Origin of the sequence: Anaerostipes hominis (ex Lee et al. 2021) (assembly GCF_002270485.1) — a bacterium.
GTDB lineage: Bacteria > Bacillota > Clostridia > Lachnospirales > Lachnospiraceae > Anaerostipes > Anaerostipes hominis.
On record NZ_NQOG01000005.1, the window covers coordinates 159,612 to 181,081 of the forward strand.

At 41.3% G+C, this 21,470-nt stretch carries 21 protein-coding genes and 1 riboswitch; of the genes, 17 read left to right on the forward strand and 4 right to left on the reverse strand.

Translation table 11 applies throughout. From position 1 onward, the window contains the following. Window positions 1-21 precede the first annotated feature (21 nt). The 3 genes from CI597_RS07245 to CI597_RS07255 all read left to right on the forward strand — a co-directional run bounded on the left by CI597_RS07245 (window position 22) and on the right by CI597_RS07255 (window position 3,264). The gene (locus CI597_RS07245) at window positions 22-978 is read left to right on the forward strand and encodes a DNA-directed RNA polymerase subunit alpha (RefSeq protein ID WP_024729362.1); all 957 of its coding nucleotides are present in this window, start codon (window positions 22-24) and stop codon (window positions 976-978) included. A gap of 73 nt (window positions 979-1,051) precedes the next feature. Beyond that, window positions 1,052-1,588: a bL17 family ribosomal protein gene (locus tag CI597_RS07250; protein ID WP_024729363.1), complete on the forward strand. Its 537-nt coding sequence runs from the start codon at window positions 1,052-1,054 to the stop codon at window positions 1,586-1,588. A gap of 374 nt (window positions 1,589-1,962) precedes the next feature. Further along, window positions 1,963-3,264 (forward strand): MFS transporter, encoded by a 1,302-nt coding sequence (locus CI597_RS07255; RefSeq protein ID WP_024729364.1) that lies wholly within the window; start codon window positions 1,963-1,965, stop codon window positions 3,262-3,264. A 61-nt stretch (window positions 3,265-3,325) separates the two neighbouring features. Here CI597_RS07255 and CI597_RS07260 read toward each other — a convergent pair whose 3' ends face one another. Next, window positions 3,326-5,275: a BglG family transcription antiterminator gene (locus CI597_RS07260; protein WP_024729365.1), complete on the reverse strand. Its 1,950-nt coding sequence runs from the start codon at window positions 5,273-5,275 to the stop codon at window positions 3,326-3,328. Between the two features lie 180 nt (window positions 5,276-5,455). Here CI597_RS07260 and CI597_RS07265 point away from each other — a divergent pair, with 180 nt between their 5' ends. Genes CI597_RS07265 through CI597_RS07285 form a run of 5 tightly spaced genes read left to right on the forward strand, consistent with a single transcriptional unit; the run spans window position 5,456 to window position 11,536 of the window. Further along, entirely contained in the window at window positions 5,456-6,097 is a 642-nt protein-coding gene (locus tag CI597_RS07265; RefSeq protein ID WP_024729366.1) for a class II aldolase/adducin family protein, read from the forward strand. A 17-nt stretch (window positions 6,098-6,114) separates the two neighbouring features. Beyond that, window positions 6,115-7,260: an iron-containing alcohol dehydrogenase gene (locus CI597_RS07270; RefSeq protein WP_024729367.1), complete on the forward strand. Its 1,146-nt coding sequence runs from the start codon at window positions 6,115-6,117 to the stop codon at window positions 7,258-7,260. 17 nt (window positions 7,261-7,277) lie between these two features. Then, the gene (locus CI597_RS07275; RefSeq protein WP_024729368.1) at window positions 7,278-9,245 is read left to right on the forward strand and encodes an FAD-dependent oxidoreductase; all 1,968 of its coding nucleotides are present in this window, start codon (window positions 7,278-7,280) and stop codon (window positions 9,243-9,245) included. Window positions 9,246-9,289: 44 nt separating this feature from the next. Further along, on the forward strand, window positions 9,290-10,339 hold the full coding sequence (locus tag CI597_RS07280; protein ID WP_024729369.1) for a 2-hydroxyacid dehydrogenase: 1,050 nt from the start codon (window positions 9,290-9,292) through the stop codon (window positions 10,337-10,339). A gap of 15 nt (window positions 10,340-10,354) precedes the next feature. After that, window positions 10,355-11,536, forward strand: a complete 1,182-nt coding sequence (locus tag CI597_RS07285) for an MFS transporter (RefSeq protein ID WP_024729370.1) — start codon at window positions 10,355-10,357, stop codon at window positions 11,534-11,536. A gap of 216 nt (window positions 11,537-11,752) precedes the next feature. On the opposite strand, the gene CI597_RS19385 is transcribed toward CI597_RS07285, so the two are convergent. Next, window positions 11,753-12,802, reverse strand: a complete 1,050-nt coding sequence (locus CI597_RS19385; protein ID WP_024729371.1) for a zinc-binding dehydrogenase — start codon at window positions 12,800-12,802, stop codon at window positions 11,753-11,755. Between the two features lie 219 nt (window positions 12,803-13,021). On the opposite strand from CI597_RS19385, the gene CI597_RS07295 reads away from it, so the two are divergent. Both CI597_RS07295 and CI597_RS07300 read left to right on the forward strand, forming a co-directional pair. Then, the gene (locus CI597_RS07295; RefSeq protein WP_024729372.1) at window positions 13,022-14,584 is read left to right on the forward strand and encodes a xylulokinase; all 1,563 of its coding nucleotides are present in this window, start codon (window positions 13,022-13,024) and stop codon (window positions 14,582-14,584) included. Between the two features lie 13 nt (window positions 14,585-14,597). Beyond that, window positions 14,598-14,834, forward strand: a complete 237-nt coding sequence (locus CI597_RS07300) for an HPr family phosphocarrier protein (RefSeq protein WP_024729373.1) — start codon at window positions 14,598-14,600, stop codon at window positions 14,832-14,834. A 76-nt stretch (window positions 14,835-14,910) separates the two neighbouring features. Here the strand turns inward: CI597_RS07300 and CI597_RS07305 are convergent, their stop codons facing one another. Next, a complete protein-coding gene (locus CI597_RS07305) occupies window positions 14,911-15,702 on the reverse strand; it encodes a hypothetical protein (RefSeq protein ID WP_095142903.1) in 792 nt (263 codons plus the stop codon). Then, window positions 15,665-16,225, reverse strand: coding sequence for a hypothetical protein (locus CI597_RS07310; protein ID WP_095142904.1), 561 nt, complete (start codon window positions 16,223-16,225; stop codon window positions 15,665-15,667). Before CI597_RS07310 ends, CI597_RS07305 begins: the two co-directional genes overlap by 38 nt. Window positions 16,226-16,498: 273 nt before the next feature. Next, window positions 16,499-16,573: riboswitch (cyclic di-GMP riboswitch) on the reverse strand. A gap of 68 nt (window positions 16,574-16,641) precedes the next feature. On the opposite strand from CI597_RS07310, the gene CI597_RS07315 reads away from it, so the two are divergent. The 7 genes from CI597_RS07315 to rpsI all read left to right on the forward strand — a co-directional run bounded on the left by CI597_RS07315 (window position 16,642) and on the right by rpsI (window position 21,278). Next, complete coding sequence (locus tag CI597_RS07315) at window positions 16,642-17,493, forward strand: energy-coupling factor transporter ATPase (protein ID WP_024729377.1); 852 nt, start codon at window positions 16,642-16,644, stop codon at window positions 17,491-17,493. Continuing rightward, window positions 17,478-18,341 (forward strand): energy-coupling factor transporter ATPase, encoded by an 864-nt coding sequence (locus CI597_RS07320; protein ID WP_024729378.1) that lies wholly within the window; start codon window positions 17,478-17,480, stop codon window positions 18,339-18,341. Before CI597_RS07315 ends, CI597_RS07320 begins: the two co-directional genes overlap by 16 nt. Then, the gene (locus CI597_RS07325; protein WP_024729379.1) at window positions 18,334-19,146 is read left to right on the forward strand and encodes an energy-coupling factor transporter transmembrane component T family protein; all 813 of its coding nucleotides are present in this window, start codon (window positions 18,334-18,336) and stop codon (window positions 19,144-19,146) included. The genes CI597_RS07320 and CI597_RS07325 overlap by 8 nt, the downstream gene beginning before the upstream one ends. A gap of 14 nt (window positions 19,147-19,160) precedes the next feature. Continuing rightward, window positions 19,161-19,919 (forward strand): tRNA pseudouridine(38-40) synthase TruA, encoded by a 759-nt coding sequence (gene truA / locus CI597_RS07330; protein ID WP_024729380.1) that lies wholly within the window; start codon window positions 19,161-19,163, stop codon window positions 19,917-19,919. Next, window positions 19,897-20,244, forward strand: coding sequence for a glutaredoxin family protein (locus CI597_RS07335; protein WP_024729381.1), 348 nt, complete (start codon window positions 19,897-19,899; stop codon window positions 20,242-20,244). The genes truA and CI597_RS07335 overlap by 23 nt, the downstream gene beginning before the upstream one ends. 190 nt (window positions 20,245-20,434) lie before the next feature. Continuing rightward, window positions 20,435-20,869, forward strand: coding sequence for a 50S ribosomal protein L13 (rplM, locus tag CI597_RS07340; RefSeq protein ID WP_006568523.1), 435 nt, complete (start codon window positions 20,435-20,437; stop codon window positions 20,867-20,869). Window positions 20,870-20,885: 16 nt separating this feature from the next. After that, a complete protein-coding gene (gene rpsI, locus CI597_RS07345) occupies window positions 20,886-21,278 on the forward strand; it encodes a 30S ribosomal protein S9 (RefSeq protein WP_006568524.1) in 393 nt (130 codons plus the stop codon). Window positions 21,279-21,470 lie beyond the last annotated feature (192 nt).

Genomic DNA, 21,470 nt, shown 5'->3' on the forward strand with positions numbered 1-21,470 from the left:
TAACCCAGAAGGAGGGCTTAAATGTTTGAATTTGAAAAGCCAAATATTGAGATTAGTGAGATTTCTGAAGATAACCGTTTTGGGCGTTTTGTAGTCGAGCCGTTAGTGCGCGGCTATGGAACGACACTCGGAAACTCCTTAAGGAGGATCATGCTCTCATCTCTGCCGGGCGCTGCAGTCAGTGCCGTAAAGATCAAGGGTGTGCTGCATGAGTTCAGTTCAGTCCCGGGAGTGAAAGAGGATGTCCCTGAGATCATCATGAACATCAAGTCCCTGGCGATTAAGAATAACAGTCCTACGGACGAACCAAAACAGGCCTTTATTGAGTACTCTGGAAGCGGTGTCGTGACTGCCGGTGACATCAAGGCTGACAGTGATATCGAGATTTTGAATCCTGATATGGTCATCGCGACGTTGAGCGGAGATGACGCACATCTGGATATGGAACTTACGATCACAAAAGGCCGCGGTTATGTCGGTGCTGACAAAGCAGACAAGGAAGGCAACTCTATCGATGAGATTGCAGTTGATGCAATCTATACTCCGGTAGAGCGTGTGAATTTAAAGGTGGAAAATACCCGTGTAGGACAGGTGACAGACTACGATAAGCTTACTTTGGATGTCTTTACAAACGGAACCCTTTCACCGGACGAGGCGGTCAGCCTCGCCGCTAAAGTATTGTGCGAACACCTGAACCTGTTCGTAGATCTCTCTGAGAATGCCAAGACAGCAGAAGTCATGGTAGAAAAGGAAGACGACGAAAAAGAAAAGGTTCTGGAAATGAGCATTGACGAACTGGAACTTTCCGTTCGTTCTTATAACTGCCTGAAGAGAGCAGGAATCAATACCGTGGAAGAACTGACCAACAAGACTTCGGAAGATATGATGAAGGTCCGCAACTTAGGACGCAAATCATTAGAAGAAGTTCTTGCAAAATTAAATGAACTTGGATTGGCATTAAATTCAGGGGACGAATAAGAAATCATAAAAAGACCCGCCTAGGCTGAAGGTATGAAGTAGGCATGGCGAAAAATCACAGGAGGTCATTACAATGGCAAAGTATAGAAAATTAGGAAGAACATCTTCTCAGAGAAAAGCATTATTGCGTTCACAGGTAACAGATCTTTTATACAGAGGCAAGATCGTTACTACTGAAGCAAAGGCAAAAGAGATCCGCAAGATTGCAGAAAAACTGATCGCTATGGCAGTCAGAGAAAAAGATAACTTTGAGACAGTCACTGTTGATGCTAAAGTAGCAAAGAAAGACAGCGACGGAAAACGTGTCAAAGAGGTTGTGGACGGAAAGAAAGTTACTGTATATGAAACAGTGAAAAAAGAGATTACAAAGGATATGCCTTCCCGCCTTCATGCAAGAAGACAGATGTTAAAGGTATTATATCCGGTGAAAGAAGTTCCGACAGAACTTGCAGGCAAAAAAGCTAATACAAAGACTGTTGATCTTACAGAAAAGTTATTTAACGAGTATGCACCGAAGTATGCCGATAGAAATGGTGGGTATACAAGAATCGTCAAAATCGCACAGCGTAAAGGTGACGGTGCTTTAGAAGTATTGCTTGAATTAGTTTAAGATTGATCCTATAAAAAGCAGCAGGAGATTGAACGGGCCTCTGTTAAGTACACAGGAAGAATAACTAAAAATTGTATAAGTAAATGCGGCCATGTTGTTGGCCGCATTTTTTATGCAGTTTTTTATGATGAAGGTATTCAGCAAGTGTCTTTCTGCGGACATCCTTGTTAGCAGATTCTGATATTTCCCTTTCTAAACGGAAAAAGACTGTTTGAAGAGATGCACTTATGTTTTGTATATTATGTATATCATAGTTGAGTATATATAAAATAGATGCATCAATTTTACCAACTACACGGTCAAAAGTTATGAAGATTACACATAAAGTAACTGAGAAACAGTTGATGAAAGAAGTTTGGCAGGGAGAATTAAGTATGGAAAAAAAGCTAATGATAAAAGAAAGCTTCAATTTGGGTAAAGGCTGGAATTTGATGTTTTTTGCAATTTTAGCAATGTTAGTTACAAATGCGGGTGTTAACGATGGATTAAACATTGCACTTCCGCAAATTGCGAAAGGAGCAGGATTAAACTATGATTTATGTCTGAGTATGGGTACGGTAGCAGGGTTTGTCGGTGTGGCAATGATGCTTGTAATTGCAAAGTTCAGAGATAAATTCGGGGGAAGAAAAGTAAGTTCGGCATTATTTATTATATTTGGATTAACATATTATTTTTTATTCCTAAGAGCAGCAAATATTGTAATGTATGCCATTGCACAGTGCATTATGGTTAGCTGCGGACAGGGATGCTTCTATCTATGTACAGGGCCAATGCAGTCTGATTGGTTCCCTAAAAAAAGGGGAGTTGTCAATGGAATCAGTACAATTGGAGCAAATATTGGTACAGCGGTTTTAGCGCCCCTCATGACTTTTTTATTAACGGTGGCAGAGTATAAAACAAGTTTTTCACTGTTTGCAATTACCGCCATTGTCTTAGGAATCTTTGCGTATATTACATTGCGCGATAATCCGATAGAAGCGGGTATGTATCCGGATAATGTTTCAAAGGAAGTTTATGAAACAGAGTATAAACAATTATCAGAAAAAGATGAGTATGTAAGTGATTGGACCATTCCTAAAATGTTAAAATGCAAAGAGGTGTGGATTGCAGCGATTGTTCCGGGATTTATTACGTTGGGACTTTTGGGTATCATTACACAATTCGTAAAAAGAAATATGGCGTTAGGTTTATCTAATGGAGTTGCAATTTCGGCAATGACAATCGCGGGGCTTGTCGGGATTATTGGAAGTTATGCAATTGGATATATGGATACAAAACTTGGTACAAAAAAGGCATGTATGATTTATTGTGCAGTATTTGCGACGGGAATTCTATGTAACCTTCTTGCGTCATTATGGATGCCGTTGGTATATGTTTCAATTATTATTGTAGGTTTTTCATTGGGTGGAAGCACCAATATGTCACTGTCATTTCCAGCGTCTATTTTCGGAGTACTTGATTATGCAAAGGTAAACGGAGTGATTTTTCCAATCAATTATTGTATCGGATGTCTGAATTTTGCGGTGAACGCAGCAGTCATGAAATTTACAGGCAGTTTGACAGGAGCGTACGTAGTATATTTATGCCTTTTCCTGATCAACATTGTGATTGTAGCAATAACGGAAGAAGGAAAGTGGGATAAGCTAAAGCATCCGGAACCGGCAAATAATAAATAGCAATGGATCTGAACCAAAAAAGAGAGAGGATATTCCTTTCTCTTTTTTGGATTTTGAAATGTTAAGAATCAGAACTATATGTCAAGAAAAAATCTAATAATGCTTGTTTTGTTTTTAAAAACTTGGTTTCTTCTATGTCAAATAAATTTCCATACAGCAGATTCAGGAAACTGAAAATAAGTGTGGTATCTTCCGGCCGGACAGCTAATGAAATGATGGTACGAATCTTGTATCCATTCCGGCGAATTCGATGTTTCATTGTGGCAATGGAAAGACAGGTTCTTGTACTTGGAGTTAAAGCGTACATCAGAACAATACTGGGTTTAAATGCAAAAGTTAAAATTGCTTCTCTTTGAAACAACTTTGTAATGTAGTCAGAGGTCACATAACCGTGCCGGATAAAATCTCCAGCTAAAAGTTCCGCTACTTCCAGATAATTATCACTTTCTAATTGTTCATGCCAAAATGCGTCCTGAAGCAGCTTGTGGATAGAAGGAAGTCTGTTAGAACACAGTCGTATGATTTGTAATTTTGAAATATAAGCATCCAGTTTTTCTTCATCCTGAGCGGTCAGAAATGGGGAAATCCTAATCGTTTGGCAATCTTTATTTTCTGTTATATTTTTATTAATCGTTGTCACGATCAAATCCACTTTAGAAAAATCATAGCTGTCTTTTATGTAGACAGGGAGCAGCGCAGTAATTGAAAGATAATCCTGAAATTTGCTCAGAATTTTTTGTTTCAAATACCAAGTGGAAGACAGATTTAAATGTGACATAACAACTGTTTTTAATTTTGGCGCCGTTCTATTGTTATAAGATAAAGCTCCGGAAATACAAAAAGCTAAAAATAACAGTTCGGTATAATCTAAATAGTTTTTATAGTATTCGGCGGCAAGCGGCTGAACCAAAAAAGCGATTTCAAAAGAAATAATTAGATTGCTGCGGGCAATATCATAGGGAATATCAACATTATTGAAGTGATGGACCGGAAGAAACATATAACGGAAAAATTGGAGGATGGTAATGAAAAAATCTTCATTTTCCGTTAAGTCTATATGATAAGTTTCTTTGATGATTTGCAAATAGCGATTGCATATCTCAAGGGTATTTTTATTAAAATATGTCCCGGCTGTTGCAAAACTTAGTTTACTTGCGTCTAAGAGCCGTGCACAAGAAATATGTAAGTATACTTCTTGCCGTTCTGCTTCCGGAAATCTGCAATTTAATTTCTTCTCCAATGCATCAAAAATTTCTTTGGCTGCATGAACAGCGGTGGCATCTTCATAAGCTAAAGCAGTTATATCAGTGAGAATATGTCCGTTAATCACTCGATAGTACATAATGGCAATCGAGAGATTCAAAATTACCATATTAATATCTTCAAAAACAATATTGTATTTTTGAAGATATTTCTGTGTAATAGGCATAATCAAATTTACAATTTCTTCTTCCAGATATTGATACTGATAATAAGTATTCCCCCGGGCATTATAATTCCAATTTTCAGTAAATAATTTGTTAAGAATGGCTCTCCTCTTCTGTTCGTCTTTTCCGAAAAAAATTGTATTTTTGGCGCGGTGAAAATCAATGTGAGGGAAGGGAAGAATATATTTGCTGCGCAGCATTTCTAAATCGTGCTCTAAGGTTGTATGGCTGATGTACATTTCATCTTCTAAATCATATAGATTAATTGGATGTTCGGCAAGGCAAAGCCGAAAGGCAATATGCCGGATCCGGTCTTCTCTCGATAAAAAGGAACGCCCTGTCTGGCTTAATTCCTTTAATAAGTTATTGTCTTCCGAAAATAGCAGATACCCACGGCTTCTTTTTGAATGTACTTGAATACCATGGTCTTCAAGGAGTTGGTTCATTTCGTTAATATCATTTCTGATGGTTCTGGCGGATACATTCAGATGTTTTGCAAGCTCTTCTCCAGTTACGTATTCTGTTTTTTGTTGAATATAGTTTAACAGTTTTCTTTGACGCAAAGTTAATGAAGTGTGTTCCATAATTTCCTCCTTGTACAGGAATTACAATTCATTGTTAAGGATATTTTACCTTTATTATAATAATAAATTACTAGTATATAAAATAAATAAAATTTCCGTTTTAAAACGGAAAATCCTTGTTTGAGCATAAACTTACAATAGACTAAGATTTAAATACAAATTTAAAGGAGGATTCAAACAATGAAGTACGAAAAAATCAGAGAACAGGTATTAGAAGCAATTTTAGATGCAGTTGATCAAGGATTAATCAAAGGAACATCAGGAAATATCGCATTAAGAGATGACGAGGACGATGTTGTTGCAATTACACCAAGTGGAGTTCCATATAAAGGAATGACATTAGAAGATATTGCAATCGTTGACTTAAATGGGAAATGGCTGGATGGGAATTTTAAACCATCTTCTGAAGTTCCAATGCATACAGCAGTCATGAGAGCCAGACCAGATGTAAAAGCTACGGTACATACACATGCAATGTTTGCAACAATCATGGCTATGGGAGCAGAAGAGATCAAAGCAACCACACCTCCGCAATGTGAATTTGTACCCGTCAGAGTAGTACCATTTACAATGCCGGGCAGTGATGAAGTTGCCGATCGGGTTGTGGAAGCTTTAGGAGAAAGTGGAAAGTCAGTTCTTATTAAAAATCACGGAATGTTCTGCTGCGGAAAAAATATGAAAGCTGCGATGTCAGCAACCGTATATACAGAGGAAATGGCAGTTACAGAATATTATGCAAGAGTTCTTGGAAACTTTGAGCCAATGCCTCAGGAAGCAGTTGATAAAATGCAGGCATTAATCGCAGCGGATCAGGCAGTCTAGAGTCAGGGGGATTTAAAATGGCAAAAGAATTTTTTGTAAAAAGCAATGTGGTATTTGGAAAAAATGCCGCAAAGGCGCTGCCGGAGATTTTAAAAGAATACGAAGCAAACAACGTTATGGTTGTGTACGATGCCGGAGTTAAGATGGCAGGTATCTCTGAAAAAGTATTAGCTGAAATTAAAAAAGCAGATGTGAATGTAACCATATTTGACGGAGTGATTCCAAATCCGACAAACGAAGTAGTTGAAGAGGCAGCATCCATTGCACTGCAAAATAAAATTGATGTTTTTGTTGCAGTTGGCGGCGGAAGCAGTATTGATTTAACAAAAGCAGTAAATATTTTGATGACAAATCCAGGACCAATTGGACAGTATGGCGGAATTGGCCTTGTAAAAAAAGGAGTACTGCCATTGATCGCAGTGCCAACCACAGCTGGCACGTCAAGTGAAGTTACAAATGTAGTAGCTTTAACAGATATAAAGGCAGTATGTAAGTATGTGATTATTGATAACAAGCTGGTTCCGGACAAAGTCATAGCGGATCCGGAATTTACAAAAACAATGCCCGCAGGTGTTACGGCAGCAACAGGAATGGATGCCATTACACATGCAGTGGAAAGCTATATTTCTAACATGGCAACTCCTTTAACCCAATATCATTCCATCAAAGGCCTTCAGATATTTCATGAGAATCTTCCAAAGGCAGTTGCGGATGGCTCAAACATGGATGCGAGAGAAAATATGATGCTCGGTTGTATAATTGCCGGATTTGGATTTTCTAATGCGAACTTAGGATTGGTCCATGGAATCGCACATACCTTAAGTGCACATTTCCACTTGGCCCACGGAATGGCAAATGCAACGGTACTTCCATATGTTATGGAATACAATGCAGATACATGCCCTGAAAAAATGATCGAACTTGCCAAAGCAATTCAGCTTCCGGTGAGCGGAAACCCAGAAGAAGACAAATATTCTTTATCTAAAGAATTGTTAAGGCTGACAAAAGAATTAAAAATAAAAACATTGTCAGAACAAGGAATCAAAGAAGAAGATTTCGATATGATTGCAAACGATGTATTGAAAGAACCTGTTCTTAATTTTAATCCGAAACAAGGGGTTACAAAGGATGATGTTCTGGCTATTTTGAAAAAAGCCCTGTAATAAGAAAAGGAGACAGTATGGAAGAAAAGAAACTATGCGGAAAAAGATATCCACATTTATTTTCACCATTGAGAGTCGGAAATGTAAAGATGAAAAACAGAATCATCTGTGCGCCAACAAGTCCAAGCATGATTGATTTAAATGGCCATTTTACACCGGAGATGACAGCATACTTAGAAGAAAAAGCAAAAGGCGGGGCAGGTGTAGTTACATACGGAGAGGCGATTGTACACTCTGCAACAGGAAAATCCCATAACAAACAGCTTCAACTAGATGCTTTTGGAGTCAGACAAGGCATGACGGAGGCAGCAAGATTGATTCATAATGCAGGGTCGTATGCAAACATCCAGCTCTCTCATGGTGGTATGTACGGAGGTCTTGCCAGCGTTGGCGGAGATGTGGACAAGGAAAATATTGCGTATGGTCCCAGTGATTTTGAAATGCCGCAAGGACATGTCACAGAGATGCCCCGGGAATTGATCTATGAAATTATTGAATCTTATGGAAAAGCTGCAAAGCTTTGTAAGGAAACCGGTTTTGATATGGTTCAAGTACATGCAGCTCATGGCTGGTTATTTTCACAATTCTTATCGCCCGTTTTCAATCAGAGAACCGATGAGTTCGGCGGGTCTTTAGAAAACCGGGCAAGATTTTTCATGCTTTCATTGGACGCTGTAAGGAATGCAGTTGGACCATTATTTCCGATTGAAGCGCGTATATCCGGGGATGATTTTACCGACAGAGGTTTGGGCATGGATGACTGTGTGAAAGTAGCGGAAATGATCGATGACAAAGTTGACCTTATCAATGTCTCATGTGGAAATCATGAGGATCCGGATATGTTTTGCCGAACTCATCCATCTGCATTTTATAAACGAGGAGTTAATGTATATCTTGCAGCAGAAGTAAAGAAACATGTAAAAACTCCGGTTGCATGTGTGGGATCACTCAACGACCCGGCTCAAATGGAAGAAATCATTGCATCTGGAATGGCTGATGTTGTGGAACTTGGAAGGGCAAGTCTTGCAGATCCATACCTTCCACAAAAAGCTTATAATGATGAAGCTGATGATATTACACCATGCCTTCGATGCTATGAATGTTTTGGTGCAACTGGTGAATTGGAGATGGTAAAATGTGCGGTTAACCCAATTATGGGAGAGCAGCTGCAGGCGAGATATAAAAGACCTCTGCCGGAAAAGAAGAAAAAAGTTTTGATTGTCGGCGGCGGACCGGCAGGTATGGAAGCCGCGATTACAACAGCCAGGCGGGGACACCAGGTTACACTTGTGGAAAAAACAGAAAAGCTGGGCGGAAATCTTCATGCAGCAGGAGCTGCATATTTTAAAGAAGATGTACAAAAGCTGATAAAAGTTTTAAGCAGCCGGGTAAAGAAAGCGGGTGTAAAGGTAATTCTGAATACAGAGGTCACACCAGATTACATTAAAACGTTTCATCCGGATGCACTTATGGTGGCAATCGGATCGGAAGAATTAAGGCCGCCAATAAAGGGGCTTGATTCAGATCATGTAGTTATGGCTATTGAAGCGGAACTTCATCCGGAAAAACTTGGCCAGAAGGTTGCTATTGTTGGCGGCGGTCTTGTGGGGGCAGAAGGTGCAGTTGGATTCAAACATGAAGGCAAAGAATGTGTGATTATCGAGATGAAATCAGAGATCGCAGAAGAAGTAAACTCATTTTACAGAGGCGGTCTTATGGTAGAAGTTGAAAAATCTGCAGCGTGCTATTTGAATACAAAGGTGAAAGAAATCCTTTCCACAGGAGTTTTGTGTGAAAAGGACGGAGAAGATATTATCATCGAAGCAGATACGGTTGTATGTGCCTTAGGTTTTAAGTCACCATTTGAAAAAGTGGATGCACTTACAGATTGTGTTGACGAATATTATATCCTTGGTGACTGCAGGAAGGTTGGAAAAATATACGATGCGATCAACACAGGATATTATACAGGATTACGTGTTTAATATAAAGACGAAATTTATATCACCTGAATATTGGGAGGAAAACGATGAAAAAAAGGTTAGTACTTTGTACTCAGCTTCCTGAAAAGAGAAGACAGGAAATTGAAAAGCTATGTGATGTTACAGAGGCAGGAGAGTTAAAACACGGAAAAGGAAACGTAACAGAAGAGATGATCCGTGAGGAATGTAAAGGATTTGAGATCGTTGTTTTAGGAGATGAAAATGCAAAGGCGGATACAATCAATACATGGATTGAATCTGGAATGAAATTCATTGGAGTTGCCAAAGGAACACCAGTTACAGTTGACAATGAAGTGCTAAAGGCAGCAGGGATTCCACTGTCATACACACCGGGAAGAAACAGGGTTGCCGTTGCAGAATTTAATATGGGATTAATGATTGCGGCAGCACGAAATCTGGCCCTTAGTTCCACAGGACTTTCTAAAGGGGAACATACAGGACCAGCGAAAGAAAATATCTATGATGTTCCGGATGTTAAAAATGTAACATTTGGTCCGTTAGACGAGAACCATCCTTTCACAGATTATGGGATTGGATTTGAACTTTATGGAAAGAAGCTTGGCATTGCCGGATATGGTGCAATCGGACGTGAAGTTGCTGTTAGAGCAAAAGCATTTGGTATGGAAATTTTAGCATATGATCCATTTATGCCAGAGGAAGTAATCACAGCAGATGGCGCCAAGAAAGTTGATTTGGATACGATGCTCACAAAGAGTGATATGGTAAGTCTTCATCTTCCGGTAATTGAAGATACAAAGGCATCTGTTAATAAAGACTGGTTCTCTAAAATGAAGAAATCAGCTTTCTTGATTAACACAGCACGTGCGGCAGTCATTGACCAGAAAGACCTTGTAGAAGCACTTCAAAACGGAGACATTGCAGGTGCGGCGATTGATGTGTACTGGGAGGAACCGGTTCCGGCAAACCATCCGTTATTACAGATGAGAAATGTTGTATGTACACCACATATGGCAGGGTTAACAACAGATGTGGACGGATGGTCTGGTGAAATGATGTCTCAGGAAGTATTAGCTTACTTAAATGGAGAAGAACGAAAATACATCTGGAAAAGATAAGAGGAGGAGTATAAAATGGAAAACACAAAAAATAAAAAATTCATTGCTGCCGGATTGTTGGTGATGTCGTTGACTATGGCGTGTAATAGTGCATTGGCGCCGATTTTAGCGGAGGTTGGAAGATTCTTTCCAGGGGCAGGTGATTCAGCAATTCAGATTGTTTTGACCCTGATTAATTTGACAACTTTACCGGCAATGTTCATAGAACCAATGTTGGAAACGAAGATCACCAAAAGAAATATTGCAGTAATTGGTACAATTCTTATGCTCGTGGGAGCCTTGATACCACAAGTATTAAATACGCAATTATGGATGCTTTATGTAGCAAGTATTGTAATCGGGGTAGGTTTATCTTTTGTTGTTGTAACAAGCTCATCGTTGATTTCTGACTACTTTACAGGACTTGAAAAATCAAGAGTCATGGGATTACAATCAATTTTTGTAAGTATCGGCGGAACTATTATCGCAAAAGGTTCTGGTTTATTAACAGCTATGGCTGGATGGGAACGAGGATACCTCGTATTTTTGATTACGATACCTATCGTATTGATCATTCTGTTTACAGTACCTAAGGGAGAAACAATACCGGCAGTTGTAAAAGGTGAAAACAGCAGGATTTCAAATGAAATGGTGTATTTTGGTGTCTTATGTTTAATCACAGGTATTTTTGTTGCAACATTTAATACAAATATTGCTATGTACATCGACCGAAAAGGAATTGGGGATGCAAGTACAGCTGGTACGGTTGCTTCTATTATGCAAGTTGTAGGTATCGTAGGAGGCCTCTTGTTAGGAACAACTGTTAAAAAGTTCAGGAAATTTACTATTGGTGCAGCGATTCTTTTGATGGCGGTAGGTACCGCAATGGTTGGTGTGTCTACAAATTTCTATGTCATCTGTATAGGAGCATTAGTTGTAGGTTTTGGTTTTGCAATCAGGAATCCAGGTGCAGTAACATTTGCGGCAAATATGGTTCCGGCGGCACAGGCTTCTCTTGCAATCGCTATCGTATCTGCAACCTATAATATTGGTAACTTTATCTCAGCATACGTAGTAAATGCAATGGCAAATGTAATGGGAAATGATATTTCCAACCGTTTTATTGTTTCAGCAATTGGACTGGTAGTCGTTGGTATCATCGCTTGTGTCAAGACACCAACAACGAATGCACAGGCACTAGATTCTCAAGGAGAATAATCTCCGACATCGGAGAAAAACTATAAGGGACGACACCTTCTATTATGGTGCCCGCCATAAAAACGCTCCGCGAGGATGCACACAAAATGCGAAAGGAAAACATTTGACTTCGTCAAATCGCATTTGGCGCTCAAAGTTGTCAAGCCCCTCTTGAAGGAGGGGCTTGACAACTTTGTTCTGTCTGAAGAGCAAAAAAAGAGCATCACCAATACGATGTTAGTTGTCAAATGGATGAAGAACCACTTTAATTGCTTCACCCGTACGCGTAAGTTGAATTCCTTCATTGATCTTATCTAATGGAAGGATGTGTGTAATAAATTTCTCTGTTGGAAATGATGAAGAAATTGCAAGTTGGAATGCGCGTTTTGACTGGCTGTAGGAAGCGCCAAAGTGACCTTTAATCCAGATATTGTTATAATGGATCAAATTACAATCTAATTCGGTCATAGAGCCTTTTGGAACGCCGCCAAAGAAAACAGCCAAACCGCCTTTTCGTACCATATGGATACTCTGTGTTTGTGTTGCGTTTGCAGGTGTGGCGGAAATTACTTTATCGGCTCCTTTTCCACCTGTAAGCTTTTGAACTGCTTCAATGGGATCTTCTTTTGAACTATTGATTGTGATGTCCACTCCAAAGCCTTTGGCCATTTCCAGACGGGTATCATTTAAATCAATCATAATAACTTTCTGTGCACCGCGGATTTTAGCTAACTGCGCCATGAAACATCCAATAGGACCGGCACCGATGATGACTAAGGTGTCAGGATATTCAACCTTTACATTTTCCAGACATGCAAATACGGAAGTTAAAGGTTCTCCGAGACTTGCGGCATCAAAAGATACGTCATCGGGAATCTCATAAATACCTCCTCTTCGGATCTTTTCGCCGGATATAGAAACATACTGGGCAAATCCTCCGGTACCTGCAAGTTTTGCAACCTCGGTGTTTGAACAATTTTCACTGTGACCGCTGATGCATTCATCACATTCCATACAATAGGTTCCCGGGAATAAAAACAGGCGGTCGCCTACTTTATATTTTTTTTCCTCTTCCCCGATTTCATCAACAAAACCTACAATTTCGTGTCCATAGATAAAAGGGTAGTTTCCTTTTCTGGAATCAGTTGTTAAGTTTCGGATATCGGATCCGCATAAACCTACGGACATGACCTTTAAAATCAGACCATCTTCAGGACAAATAGGTTTGTCTGTTTCCTCAACGCGAATATCGCTTGGTCCATACATTAATGCTGCTTTCATTTTCATAAGTAAGTCTCCCTTCTTTATTTGTTATACCTTCTTACAACTCTAGTATAATGAATAAAAACAGAAGAAAACAAACACGTTATTGCCGTTATATTGCGGCAAATGGTATCTGAAATATTTCCGTTTAAATGAGGAAAAAGACCTTTTGAGTGTGAAGAATAAATTTGTTATTCTTACGTTAATCAATATAAAGTCTTAAATACCATTGGAGGAAGCGGAATGAAAAAAGCGGATAATTATTTATTAGGTATGGATTGCGGAACAACAAATATGAAAGCGATTATACTTAGTGAAGATGGAGATGTTGTTGCAGAGGCAGGCAGACCAAGTAAATTTCTGGTACCTGGTCCGGACATGCAGGAACAAGATGCAAACGAGTGGTGGAGCAATACAGTTGCTATATTCAAAAGTCTGGGAGAACAGGCAGGATCTGAGGTTATAAAGAAAATCAGAGGAATTTCCATTAGTTCACATACAGTTACAATGCTTCCATTGGATGAAAATGGAACACCGCTCAGAAATGCTTTAACGTATCAGGACAATCGCTCAGCAGAAGAATTGCATTACATAGTTGATACCATAGGAAGTGATAAATTTGTCCGTATTGTAGGGGGACAGCCGGCGGTGGCCTTTCTTCCGAACAAAATTTTATGGTTTAAAAACCATGAGCCGGAACTTTTTGCAAAGACAAAATATTTTTTACAGGCAAGTTCTTATATTAACTATAAACTGACTGGAAAAATGACATCTGATATTGACCAGGCAACAAGAACGCAATGTCTCGATATCAGTAAAATGGAGTGGTCAAAGGAGATAGGAGATGTCATTGGTGTTGATTTGGAAGCAATGCTTCCTGAATTAAAGTTAGTAGATGAAATTATCGGATTTGTCACAGAGGAAGCAGCCAAAGAAACTGGATTAAAGGAAGGGGTTCCAGTCATTGCAGGATGTAGTGATGCTATGGCATCTATGCATGCAACAGGAATCAGTCGTCTTGGGGAATGTGGGGAGTCATCTGGAACAACATCTCTCGTTTTCATTGGAAGTGATGTTAAGAGTGCGCCGGATGTACCGGTTGTTACGAGACCTTGTGCAGTTGATGGAATGCCATGGGTATTTGATGCACCAATTCAGACAAGTGGAGCGGCGTTAAAATGGTTTATTGACACTTTTGCAGCAGAAGAAAGAGCATACGCCGAAGCAAACAATAAAAATATTTATTCATACTTAAATGAGTTGGCATTGGAGTCAGAACCAGGATCAAATGGTGTGATATTCTTCCCATATTTGCTAGGAGAAAGAGCGCCGTTGTGGAATGAATATGCAAGAGGTATGTTTATCGGAATGGGAATGGATATGACCAGAGCAGATTTGACACGTTCTGTATTTGAAGGTACAGCATACGCTGTTCGCCATGTATTTGAAACAGTAAAAAAATCAGGGGCGGCCGTTGATTGTTTACGAATTTGCGGTGGCGGAGCAAAAAGCCGTACATGGGCTCAGATAAAGGCATCCATGCTTCATATTCCTGTATATTTATTAGACGAAAAATCAGGGGATGTTCCGGTGGGAGACGCATTCATTGTTGGACGAAAAGTTGGAGTATTTCCGGACCTTACAAAGGCAGCCGAAAAAATCGTAAAAGTAAAAGAAATAATTCAGCCGGTGAAAGAATGGGAAGAAGCTTATGACAGGCTGTATCCATATTATGTAGAAATGTATCAGAGCTTAGATCAAGATTTAAAGAGTTTAAAAGAAACAATAGGCGAACTGAGAAAATAAAGGGAGTAAAATTATGGTTAAAAAAACGATTCAATTAGATACTGTAGAGGATGTAAAAACGTTTGCCGCAGCTGCCGGCAGATATGATGGAAGTGTAGATTTAAAGTCAGACAGATATGTGATTAATGCAAAATCGATCTTAGGAATTTTCAGCTTAAATATTTCCCATCCATTAGAACTTCAGATTGAACCGGAGAAAAGTGATTACGGGAAATTTCTAGAAGAAATAGATGAGTATATCATTGGATAAAACAATCTATATGACAGTAATCATAAAGAAGTCCAGGAAAAATCCTGGACTTCTTTGTAGTATAAGGAGCCTAAGATCATCTTCTTAAATGTCTTGTGAGCAGCATGCCCGCACAGATAAGGCTTCCTGAAAGGAGGATCAACAAGGATGAGATATCATACTTCTGATCTCCGGTGGACGCTGTATCTTTATAGGATACAGTGCTGTTGTGCGTTGAAGCTTTCGTACCTTTCTTAGAGCTTGTGTGGCGGGAGGAGGTATTTCGCCTGCCTATGGATGTCTGTTTCTGTTTGGAAGTGGTCTTATTTTTCTCAGTGGAAGAAATTTCAGTATTGTGTTCTGTTGTTGAGGGTGAGGAATCTTGTGCATTCTTGTAGACCAGAGAATATACGGAAAACCGGTCAGTTTCAATTGTAACTTTATCAGGCTCAGGGTTTAAGTCTTTTAAAGTGGATGCAGAGTATGTTCCGTCAGCCTGTTCGTGAAGACGGATCACAAAGAATTCCCGCGTCTCATTGCGGTATTTTTCCGGCACATCAAAGGTGAGTGTGAGTGGAGAATCCACGGTAGGGATTCTTTCTGGTACGCCGTCTGTCATCTTTAACAGATTAATATCCAGAAGAATAGTACGTTCCATCTCCTTATTCAGAAGGTTCTGTGCTTGTTTCGGAGGAGCAGATACCGGCTCTGATTTTAAAACAATCTCAATAGTGCTTCCGGCTGCAATTTTCTGTGCATCCTCCTCAGTGAGAAGAGCGTCGGCTTCATAATTCTCCACGGTGATGCCAGGCATCCCGGAAGGCTTCTCAATGGCAATAGAGCCGGAACCGTTAGCGGAACCTCCGCCGTTTAAAGGCGGCAGCCACAAGATTGCCCCATTGTTCGGCTACCGGGGAGACAGAATTTATGATTTTCAGAGCGACAGAGCCGCCTGCATAGACTTCACTTACATCGACGTTTTCCAGCGTACAGGAAATGGAACCGGATACATTAGCACTTGCATTGCCTTTGGAAGCAATGGCATAACCGCCCCCGTACACGGAAGATACCTGTACATTCTGGATGACAATGCTGACATTGGATTCCACGGCTTTATTTTTTCCGCCGGTGTCCTTCTTTATTAGAATAGACGTACCCTGGGCATACAGATTAGAGTCTTCGATCAGTATACCTGAATTTTCATTGGAAACAGATTTTTTCTTTTTTGATTCCGTCGAACTGTCAGCGGCAGTGTTGCCGGATGCAGGAACAGCAGAGTTAGCGTCCGGTGGCTGGGACTTCTGTCTGTGACTGTGTGTCTGAAGATGCCGTCTCTGTGATTTTACTCTGTGTCTCTGATGCAGAAGAGGCTTGAACGGCCTCTTTATTGTCTTTTGTTTCATCGGCTGCATAGCTTAAATTGCCGAGCATTGCTAAAATAAATGCCAGAAGCGTTGCCGCCAGCAGGATGGTGTGCCTTTTGTATCGCCTCATAATGATTCCCCCTTTCATGATATAAAACTAAATATACAGTATGTAAACGAAAAAAACTCCGGCAGAATACTGCCGGAGTCTATTTTATCTATAAAGTATACAATGTAAGGTAAACTGCACGAAAAGAGTGCAGTGTAAGATCCATTGACAGGACAGTCAGATCAAATATAAATGATGTCCGATAGGTAAAATGGAGCAGCCGGCTGTCATACCATCTCATGGTTTAGGCCCTTGGCTTTGCGTCACGGGATTTACCCGCAGTAATGTCAATGAATACCTATTGTTTCCAGCCCATTTTATTGATATAATGGAGCATATGTCAAAGGAGAAACCAATGTCAATATTACAGATCAAAGATTTAATTCATCAATATATAACTTACGGGGAAAAGGAAGAGGAAAATCAGACCGTCAATGCCGTAAATGGTGTGGATATGTCGGTGGAAAGGGGGGAGTTCATTGCCATTCTGGGACACAACGGCTCCGGCAAATCTTCCCTGGCAAAACATATCAACGGACTGCTCCAGCCCACATCCGGTTCTGTCTATTTAAAGAGTATGGATACAAGAGACCATGAAAAGCTCCTGAAGATCCGTCAAAGTGCAGGCATTGTATTTCAAAACCCGGACAACCAGATTGTCGGTTCTGTGGTGGAAGAAGATGTAGCCTTTGGCCCGGAAAATATCGGCGTGCCCACAAAAGACATCTGGAGCCGCGTGGCAGGGGCATTGGAGGGCGTCGGGATGACTGCTTACCGCAGCGCAAGCCCCAATCATTTATCCGGCGGGCAGAAACAGCGCGTGGCCATTGCAGGGATCATGGCCATGGAACCCGAATGTATAATTTTGGACGAGCCCACTGCGATGCTGGACCCCAGGGGACGACAGGATGTTCTGTCTCTTGCAGGGGAGCTGAACAGGGAAAAAGAGATCACGATCATTCTGATCACACATGATATGGAAGAAGTACTGCTGGCTGACAGAGTGTTTGTCATGGATCAGGGAAAGGTCGTGATGAGCGGAAAGCCAAAGGAAGTCTTTGCACATGTAGAGGAGCTGAAAGGGTACGGGCTTGAGGTGCCATTTGCCGCAGAGCTTGCCTATGAGCTTAAAAAGGAGGGAATCAGGCTTTCCGATGCGGTAACGACAAGGGAAGAACTGGTGGAAGAGTTATGTCAATTAGTTTAGAGAAAGTAAGTTATATATATGAAGATAATTCGGATATAAAAAAGCCCGCGCTGATCGATGTAGATTTAGAGATCGGAGAGGGAGAGTTTATCGGCATCATCGGACACACGGGATCGGGTAAGTCTACGCTGATCCAGCATCTGAACGGGCTCATGGAACCTACAAAAGGACGGGTATATTTTGAGGGAAAGAATATCCATGCCGAGGATTATAATATCAAGAGTCTTCGGGGAAAGGTTGGCCTCTGCTTTCAGTATCCGGAACACCAGCTGTTTGAGACGACCATACTGGAGGATGTCTGTTTCGGTCCTATGAACTTTGGGGCCTCCAAAGAAGAAGCCGAAGAAGCTGCGAAGGAGGCACTCAAAGACGTGGGGATCTCTGAGGAACTGTTCGGAAAGTCGCCATTTGAACTGTCCGGAGGACAGAAGCGCAGAGTGGCCATCGCAGGCATTCTGGCAATGAAGCCTGAATATTTTATCCTGGATGAACCGACCGCCGGTCTGGACCCTGAGGGAAGGGTACAGCTGTTGGAACTTCTGAAGTGTCTCAATCAGGAACAGGGGATCACAATCATACTTGTGTCCCACAGCATGGAAGATATCGCATCCTATGTAGACAGGATGATCGTCATGAACCGTGGGCGCCTTGAATTTGACGGGGATAAGGAAGAAGTGTTCTCTCATCAGGAAGAACTGGAGCAGATGGGGCTGTCCGTACCATTTTTCAGACATCTGGCCAACGATCTGAAAGAAAAGGGATTTCCTGTCGAGGGAGAGATCCTGACCCTTGAAGATGCCAAGAGGGCAATCTTAAAAACATTAAAGAAGGAACAAACATATGATTAAAGACATCACCATAGGACAATATTACAGATCAGACTCTATTCTTCACCGGCTGGACCCACGGGTGAAGCTGGCGGGGACATTGATTTTTGTCATAACCTTGTTTTTTTCAAAGTCTTCGCTGACTTATGCGGCTTCTCTGCTGTTTTTGGCTTTGATGATCGGGCTTTCCACCGTACCCCTCTCTTTTATTGTCAGGGGTCTGAAAGCCGTTGGCGTTATTTTGCTTTTTTCCGTTGTCATCAATATTTTCTTTATACCGGGCGAAGCGATCGTACATTTTGGTGTCATCAGGATCACCAAAGAAGGAGTCGTCACAGCCGTTTATCTGGGCACAAGGCTGGTGATGCTTGTATTGGGCACTTCCCTTATGACCTTTACGACCACACCCAATGAGCTCACAGACGGGCTTGAAAAGTCGCTGGGCTTTTTGAAACTGATCAAAATTCCTGTGCATGAGATTGCGATGATGATGTCTATTGCCCTAAGGTTTATCCCGATCCTCACAGAGGAGCTGGACAAGATCATGAAGGCTCAGACCGCAAGAGGAGTGGATTTTAAAAACGGAAGTTTTCTGCACCGGATGAAGAGTATGGTGCCGATTGTAGTGCCGCTGTTTGTGGCGGCCGTGAGGAGAGCCAATGACCTGGCCCTGGCCATGGAGTCCAGGTGCTACCACGGCGGAGAAGGGCGGACGAAGATGAAGCCTCTCAAATACTGCAGAAGGGACCTGCTGGCTTATCTGTTCCTGGCTTTATTTTTGGCATTGATGATTTACCTGGGATTTTTCTGTCCGATTGGCAGATAGGCGTGAGGTGATCTATGAAACGGATAAAATTAGAAGTGGCATATGAAGGGACAAATTACTGCGGCTGGCAGATACAGCCAAAGGATACGACCATAGAAGGGGTTCTCAATGAGAAACTTGGCAGTCTTTTAGGAGAAGAGATCACGGTGATCGGTGCCAGCCGCACCGACTCCGGGGTTCATGCCCTTGGGAATGTGGCAGTATTTGACACGGAGACGGAGATTCCGGGTGAGAGGATCGCCAGGGCTCTGAACCAGAGGCTGCCGGATGATATTGTCATACAGTCTTCCAAAGAAGTGAGGGACGATTTTCATCCCAGGTATCAGGATACGAGAAAAACTTATGAGTATACCATTTACAATTCAGAGTTTGACAATCCGGTCACGGCGAGGCATCATCATTTTGTTTATGTACCTTTGGATGTGGAGCGTATGCGTACAGCCGCCCGCTATTTTTTAGGTGAGCATGACTTTTTAAGCTTCTCCACTACAGGAAGTCCTACAAAGACTACTGTGCGCACGATTTATGAGTGTGAGGTGAGGCAGAACAGCCGGTATATTACAATGAGAGTTACGGGAAACGGATTTTTATATAATATGGTGAGGATGATGGCCGGAACTCTGATCTCTATTGGAAGGGGCAAAAGAGAACCGGAGTGGGTCCGGGAGCTTTTCCTGCATCCGAAAAGAGGAAAGGCAGGTCCAAATGCCCCGGCAAAAGGACTGACACTCATTAACATACGTTATATGAATGAAGAAAAGGAAGCTGTATGATCCCAAAAATTCTGTCCTGAAAGCATCCAAGACTCCGAAAAAAGACATAAGCTTTGCCTCAGAGGCGGAAAAGAAGATGGAAGAAGCCCAGAAAATGCTTCTGTTTACAACCAAAACTTGTCCGAACTGTAAGATGGCTGGAGAGGTCCTTAAAAGTTCCCAGATTCCGTTTGAAATCGTGGATGCGGAAGAACATCAGGAGCTGGTGCAGGAATACGGTATTATGCAGGCTCCGTCCCTGGTCGTACTGCGGGGGGATGAATTCGAGACTCACTGCAATGTTTCCAATATTAAAAAGTATGCAGAACAAAATCACTGCGGCTGATCACCGTCAATAGATAATAGCTGTCCCGGTCTGCTCTGTTTCATAATTTTTGGAGAAAATTTATTGACACACCCCGGTCAGTGTTATATAATATGAAAATGTGACATAAAAGAAAATGCTTACCCCAATGCCCCGGAGGGAGTATTTTATATAGAAGACACATTGATTGAGAAATTTAGGAGGAAGAACCATGAAGAGCTTTATGGCAAGCCCATCAACAATTGAAAGAGAATGGTATGTAGTTGACGCCACAGGACATACATTAGGACGTTTAGCATCAGAGATCGCAAAAGTTTTAAGAGGAAAGAATAAGCCGACTTATACTCCTCACATTGACACAGGCGACAACGTGATCGTTGTGAACGCAGATAAAATCCAGGTAACAGGAAAGAAATTAGACCAGAAGATCTACTACAATCACTCTGATTATGTAGGCGGAATGAAAGAAACAACTTTAAAAGAAAAAATGGCAAAAAAGCCTGAAGATGTTATCTATCTTGCAGTAAAAGGTATGCTTCCAAAAGGTCCTTTGGGAAGAGCAATGATTAAGAAACTTCACGTATATGCAGGCGCAGAGCACAACAACCAGGCTCAGCAGCCAAAAGCATTAGAGATCAAGTATTAAGAAGGAGGACGATTAAGTGGCTACAGCAAAATATTACGGAACTGGTAGAAGAAAAAGCAGTATCGCTAGAGTATATTTAGTACCAGGAACAGGAAAGATCACAATCAATAAAAGAGATATTGACGAATATTTAGGATTAGAGACATTAAAAGTAGTCGTACGCCAGCCATTGGTTGCTACTGACACTCTCGGAAAATACGATGTATTGGTAAATGTTATCGGCGGTGGATTTACAGGACAGGCAGGAGCAATCCGCCACGGTATTTCCAGAGCTTTATTACAGGTTGACGGAGACTTCCGTCCGGTATTAAAGAAAGCAGGATATTTAACCAGAGATCCTCGTATGAAGGAAAGAAAGAAACCGGGACTTCGTTCTGCACGTCGTGCACCACAGTTCTCAAAGAGATAATTTTTGCTATATAAGAGAATTAATCAACCCCATGAAAACTTTTTGTTTTCATGGGGTCTTTTTAAGTATGACGGGCATGTCCGTGTTCTGTGGTGCAAGTCCACATAGGCGTAGCTACCGACGAACTTGTAAGCGACTCCCAAGGTTTGCATCGTGAGGTGTGGGCGAGAAGAAGGGATAGCGAAATCGTAG

Excerpts from the sequence above, each read along its gene's own strand:
- CI597_RS07245 (WP_024729362.1), top strand. The coding sequence starts at position 22 with ATGTTTGAATTTGAAAAGCCAAATATTGAGATTAGTGAGATTTCTGAA.
- CI597_RS07250 (WP_024729363.1), top strand. The coding sequence starts at position 1,052 with ATGGCAAAGTATAGAAAATTAGGAAGAACATCTTCTCAGAGAAAAGCA.
- CI597_RS07255 (WP_024729364.1), top strand. The coding sequence starts at position 1,963 with ATGGAAAAAAAGCTAATGATAAAAGAAAGCTTCAATTTGGGTAAAGGC.
- CI597_RS07260 (WP_024729365.1), bottom strand. The coding sequence starts at position 5,275 with ATGGAACACACTTCATTAACTTTGCGTCAAAGAAAACTGTTAAACTAT.
- CI597_RS07265 (WP_024729366.1), top strand. The coding sequence starts at position 5,456 with ATGAAGTACGAAAAAATCAGAGAACAGGTATTAGAAGCAATTTTAGAT.
- CI597_RS07270 (WP_024729367.1), top strand. The coding sequence starts at position 6,115 with ATGGCAAAAGAATTTTTTGTAAAAAGCAATGTGGTATTTGGAAAAAAT.
- CI597_RS07275 (WP_024729368.1), top strand. The coding sequence starts at position 7,278 with ATGGAAGAAAAGAAACTATGCGGAAAAAGATATCCACATTTATTTTCA.
- CI597_RS07280 (WP_024729369.1), top strand. The coding sequence starts at position 9,290 with ATGAAAAAAAGGTTAGTACTTTGTACTCAGCTTCCTGAAAAGAGAAGA.
- CI597_RS07285 (WP_024729370.1), top strand. The coding sequence starts at position 10,355 with ATGGAAAACACAAAAAATAAAAAATTCATTGCTGCCGGATTGTTGGTG.
- CI597_RS19385 (WP_024729371.1), bottom strand. The coding sequence starts at position 12,802 with ATGAAAATGAAAGCAGCATTAATGTATGGACCAAGCGATATTCGCGTT.
- CI597_RS07295 (WP_024729372.1), top strand. The coding sequence starts at position 13,022 with ATGAAAAAAGCGGATAATTATTTATTAGGTATGGATTGCGGAACAACA.
- CI597_RS07300 (WP_024729373.1), top strand. The coding sequence starts at position 14,598 with ATGGTTAAAAAAACGATTCAATTAGATACTGTAGAGGATGTAAAAACG.
- CI597_RS07310 (WP_095142904.1), bottom strand. The coding sequence starts at position 16,225 with ATGCAGCCGATGAAACAAAAGACAATAAAGAGGCCGTTCAAGCCTCTT.
- CI597_RS07315 (WP_024729377.1), top strand. The coding sequence starts at position 16,642 with ATGTCAATATTACAGATCAAAGATTTAATTCATCAATATATAACTTAC.
- CI597_RS07320 (WP_024729378.1), top strand. The coding sequence starts at position 17,478 with ATGTCAATTAGTTTAGAGAAAGTAAGTTATATATATGAAGATAATTCG.
- CI597_RS07325 (WP_024729379.1), top strand. The coding sequence starts at position 18,334 with ATGATTAAAGACATCACCATAGGACAATATTACAGATCAGACTCTATT.
- truA (WP_024729380.1), top strand. The coding sequence starts at position 19,161 with ATGAAACGGATAAAATTAGAAGTGGCATATGAAGGGACAAATTACTGC.
- CI597_RS07335 (WP_024729381.1), top strand. The coding sequence starts at position 19,897 with ATGAAGAAAAGGAAGCTGTATGATCCCAAAAATTCTGTCCTGAAAGCA.
- rplM (WP_006568523.1), top strand. The coding sequence starts at position 20,435 with ATGAAGAGCTTTATGGCAAGCCCATCAACAATTGAAAGAGAATGGTAT.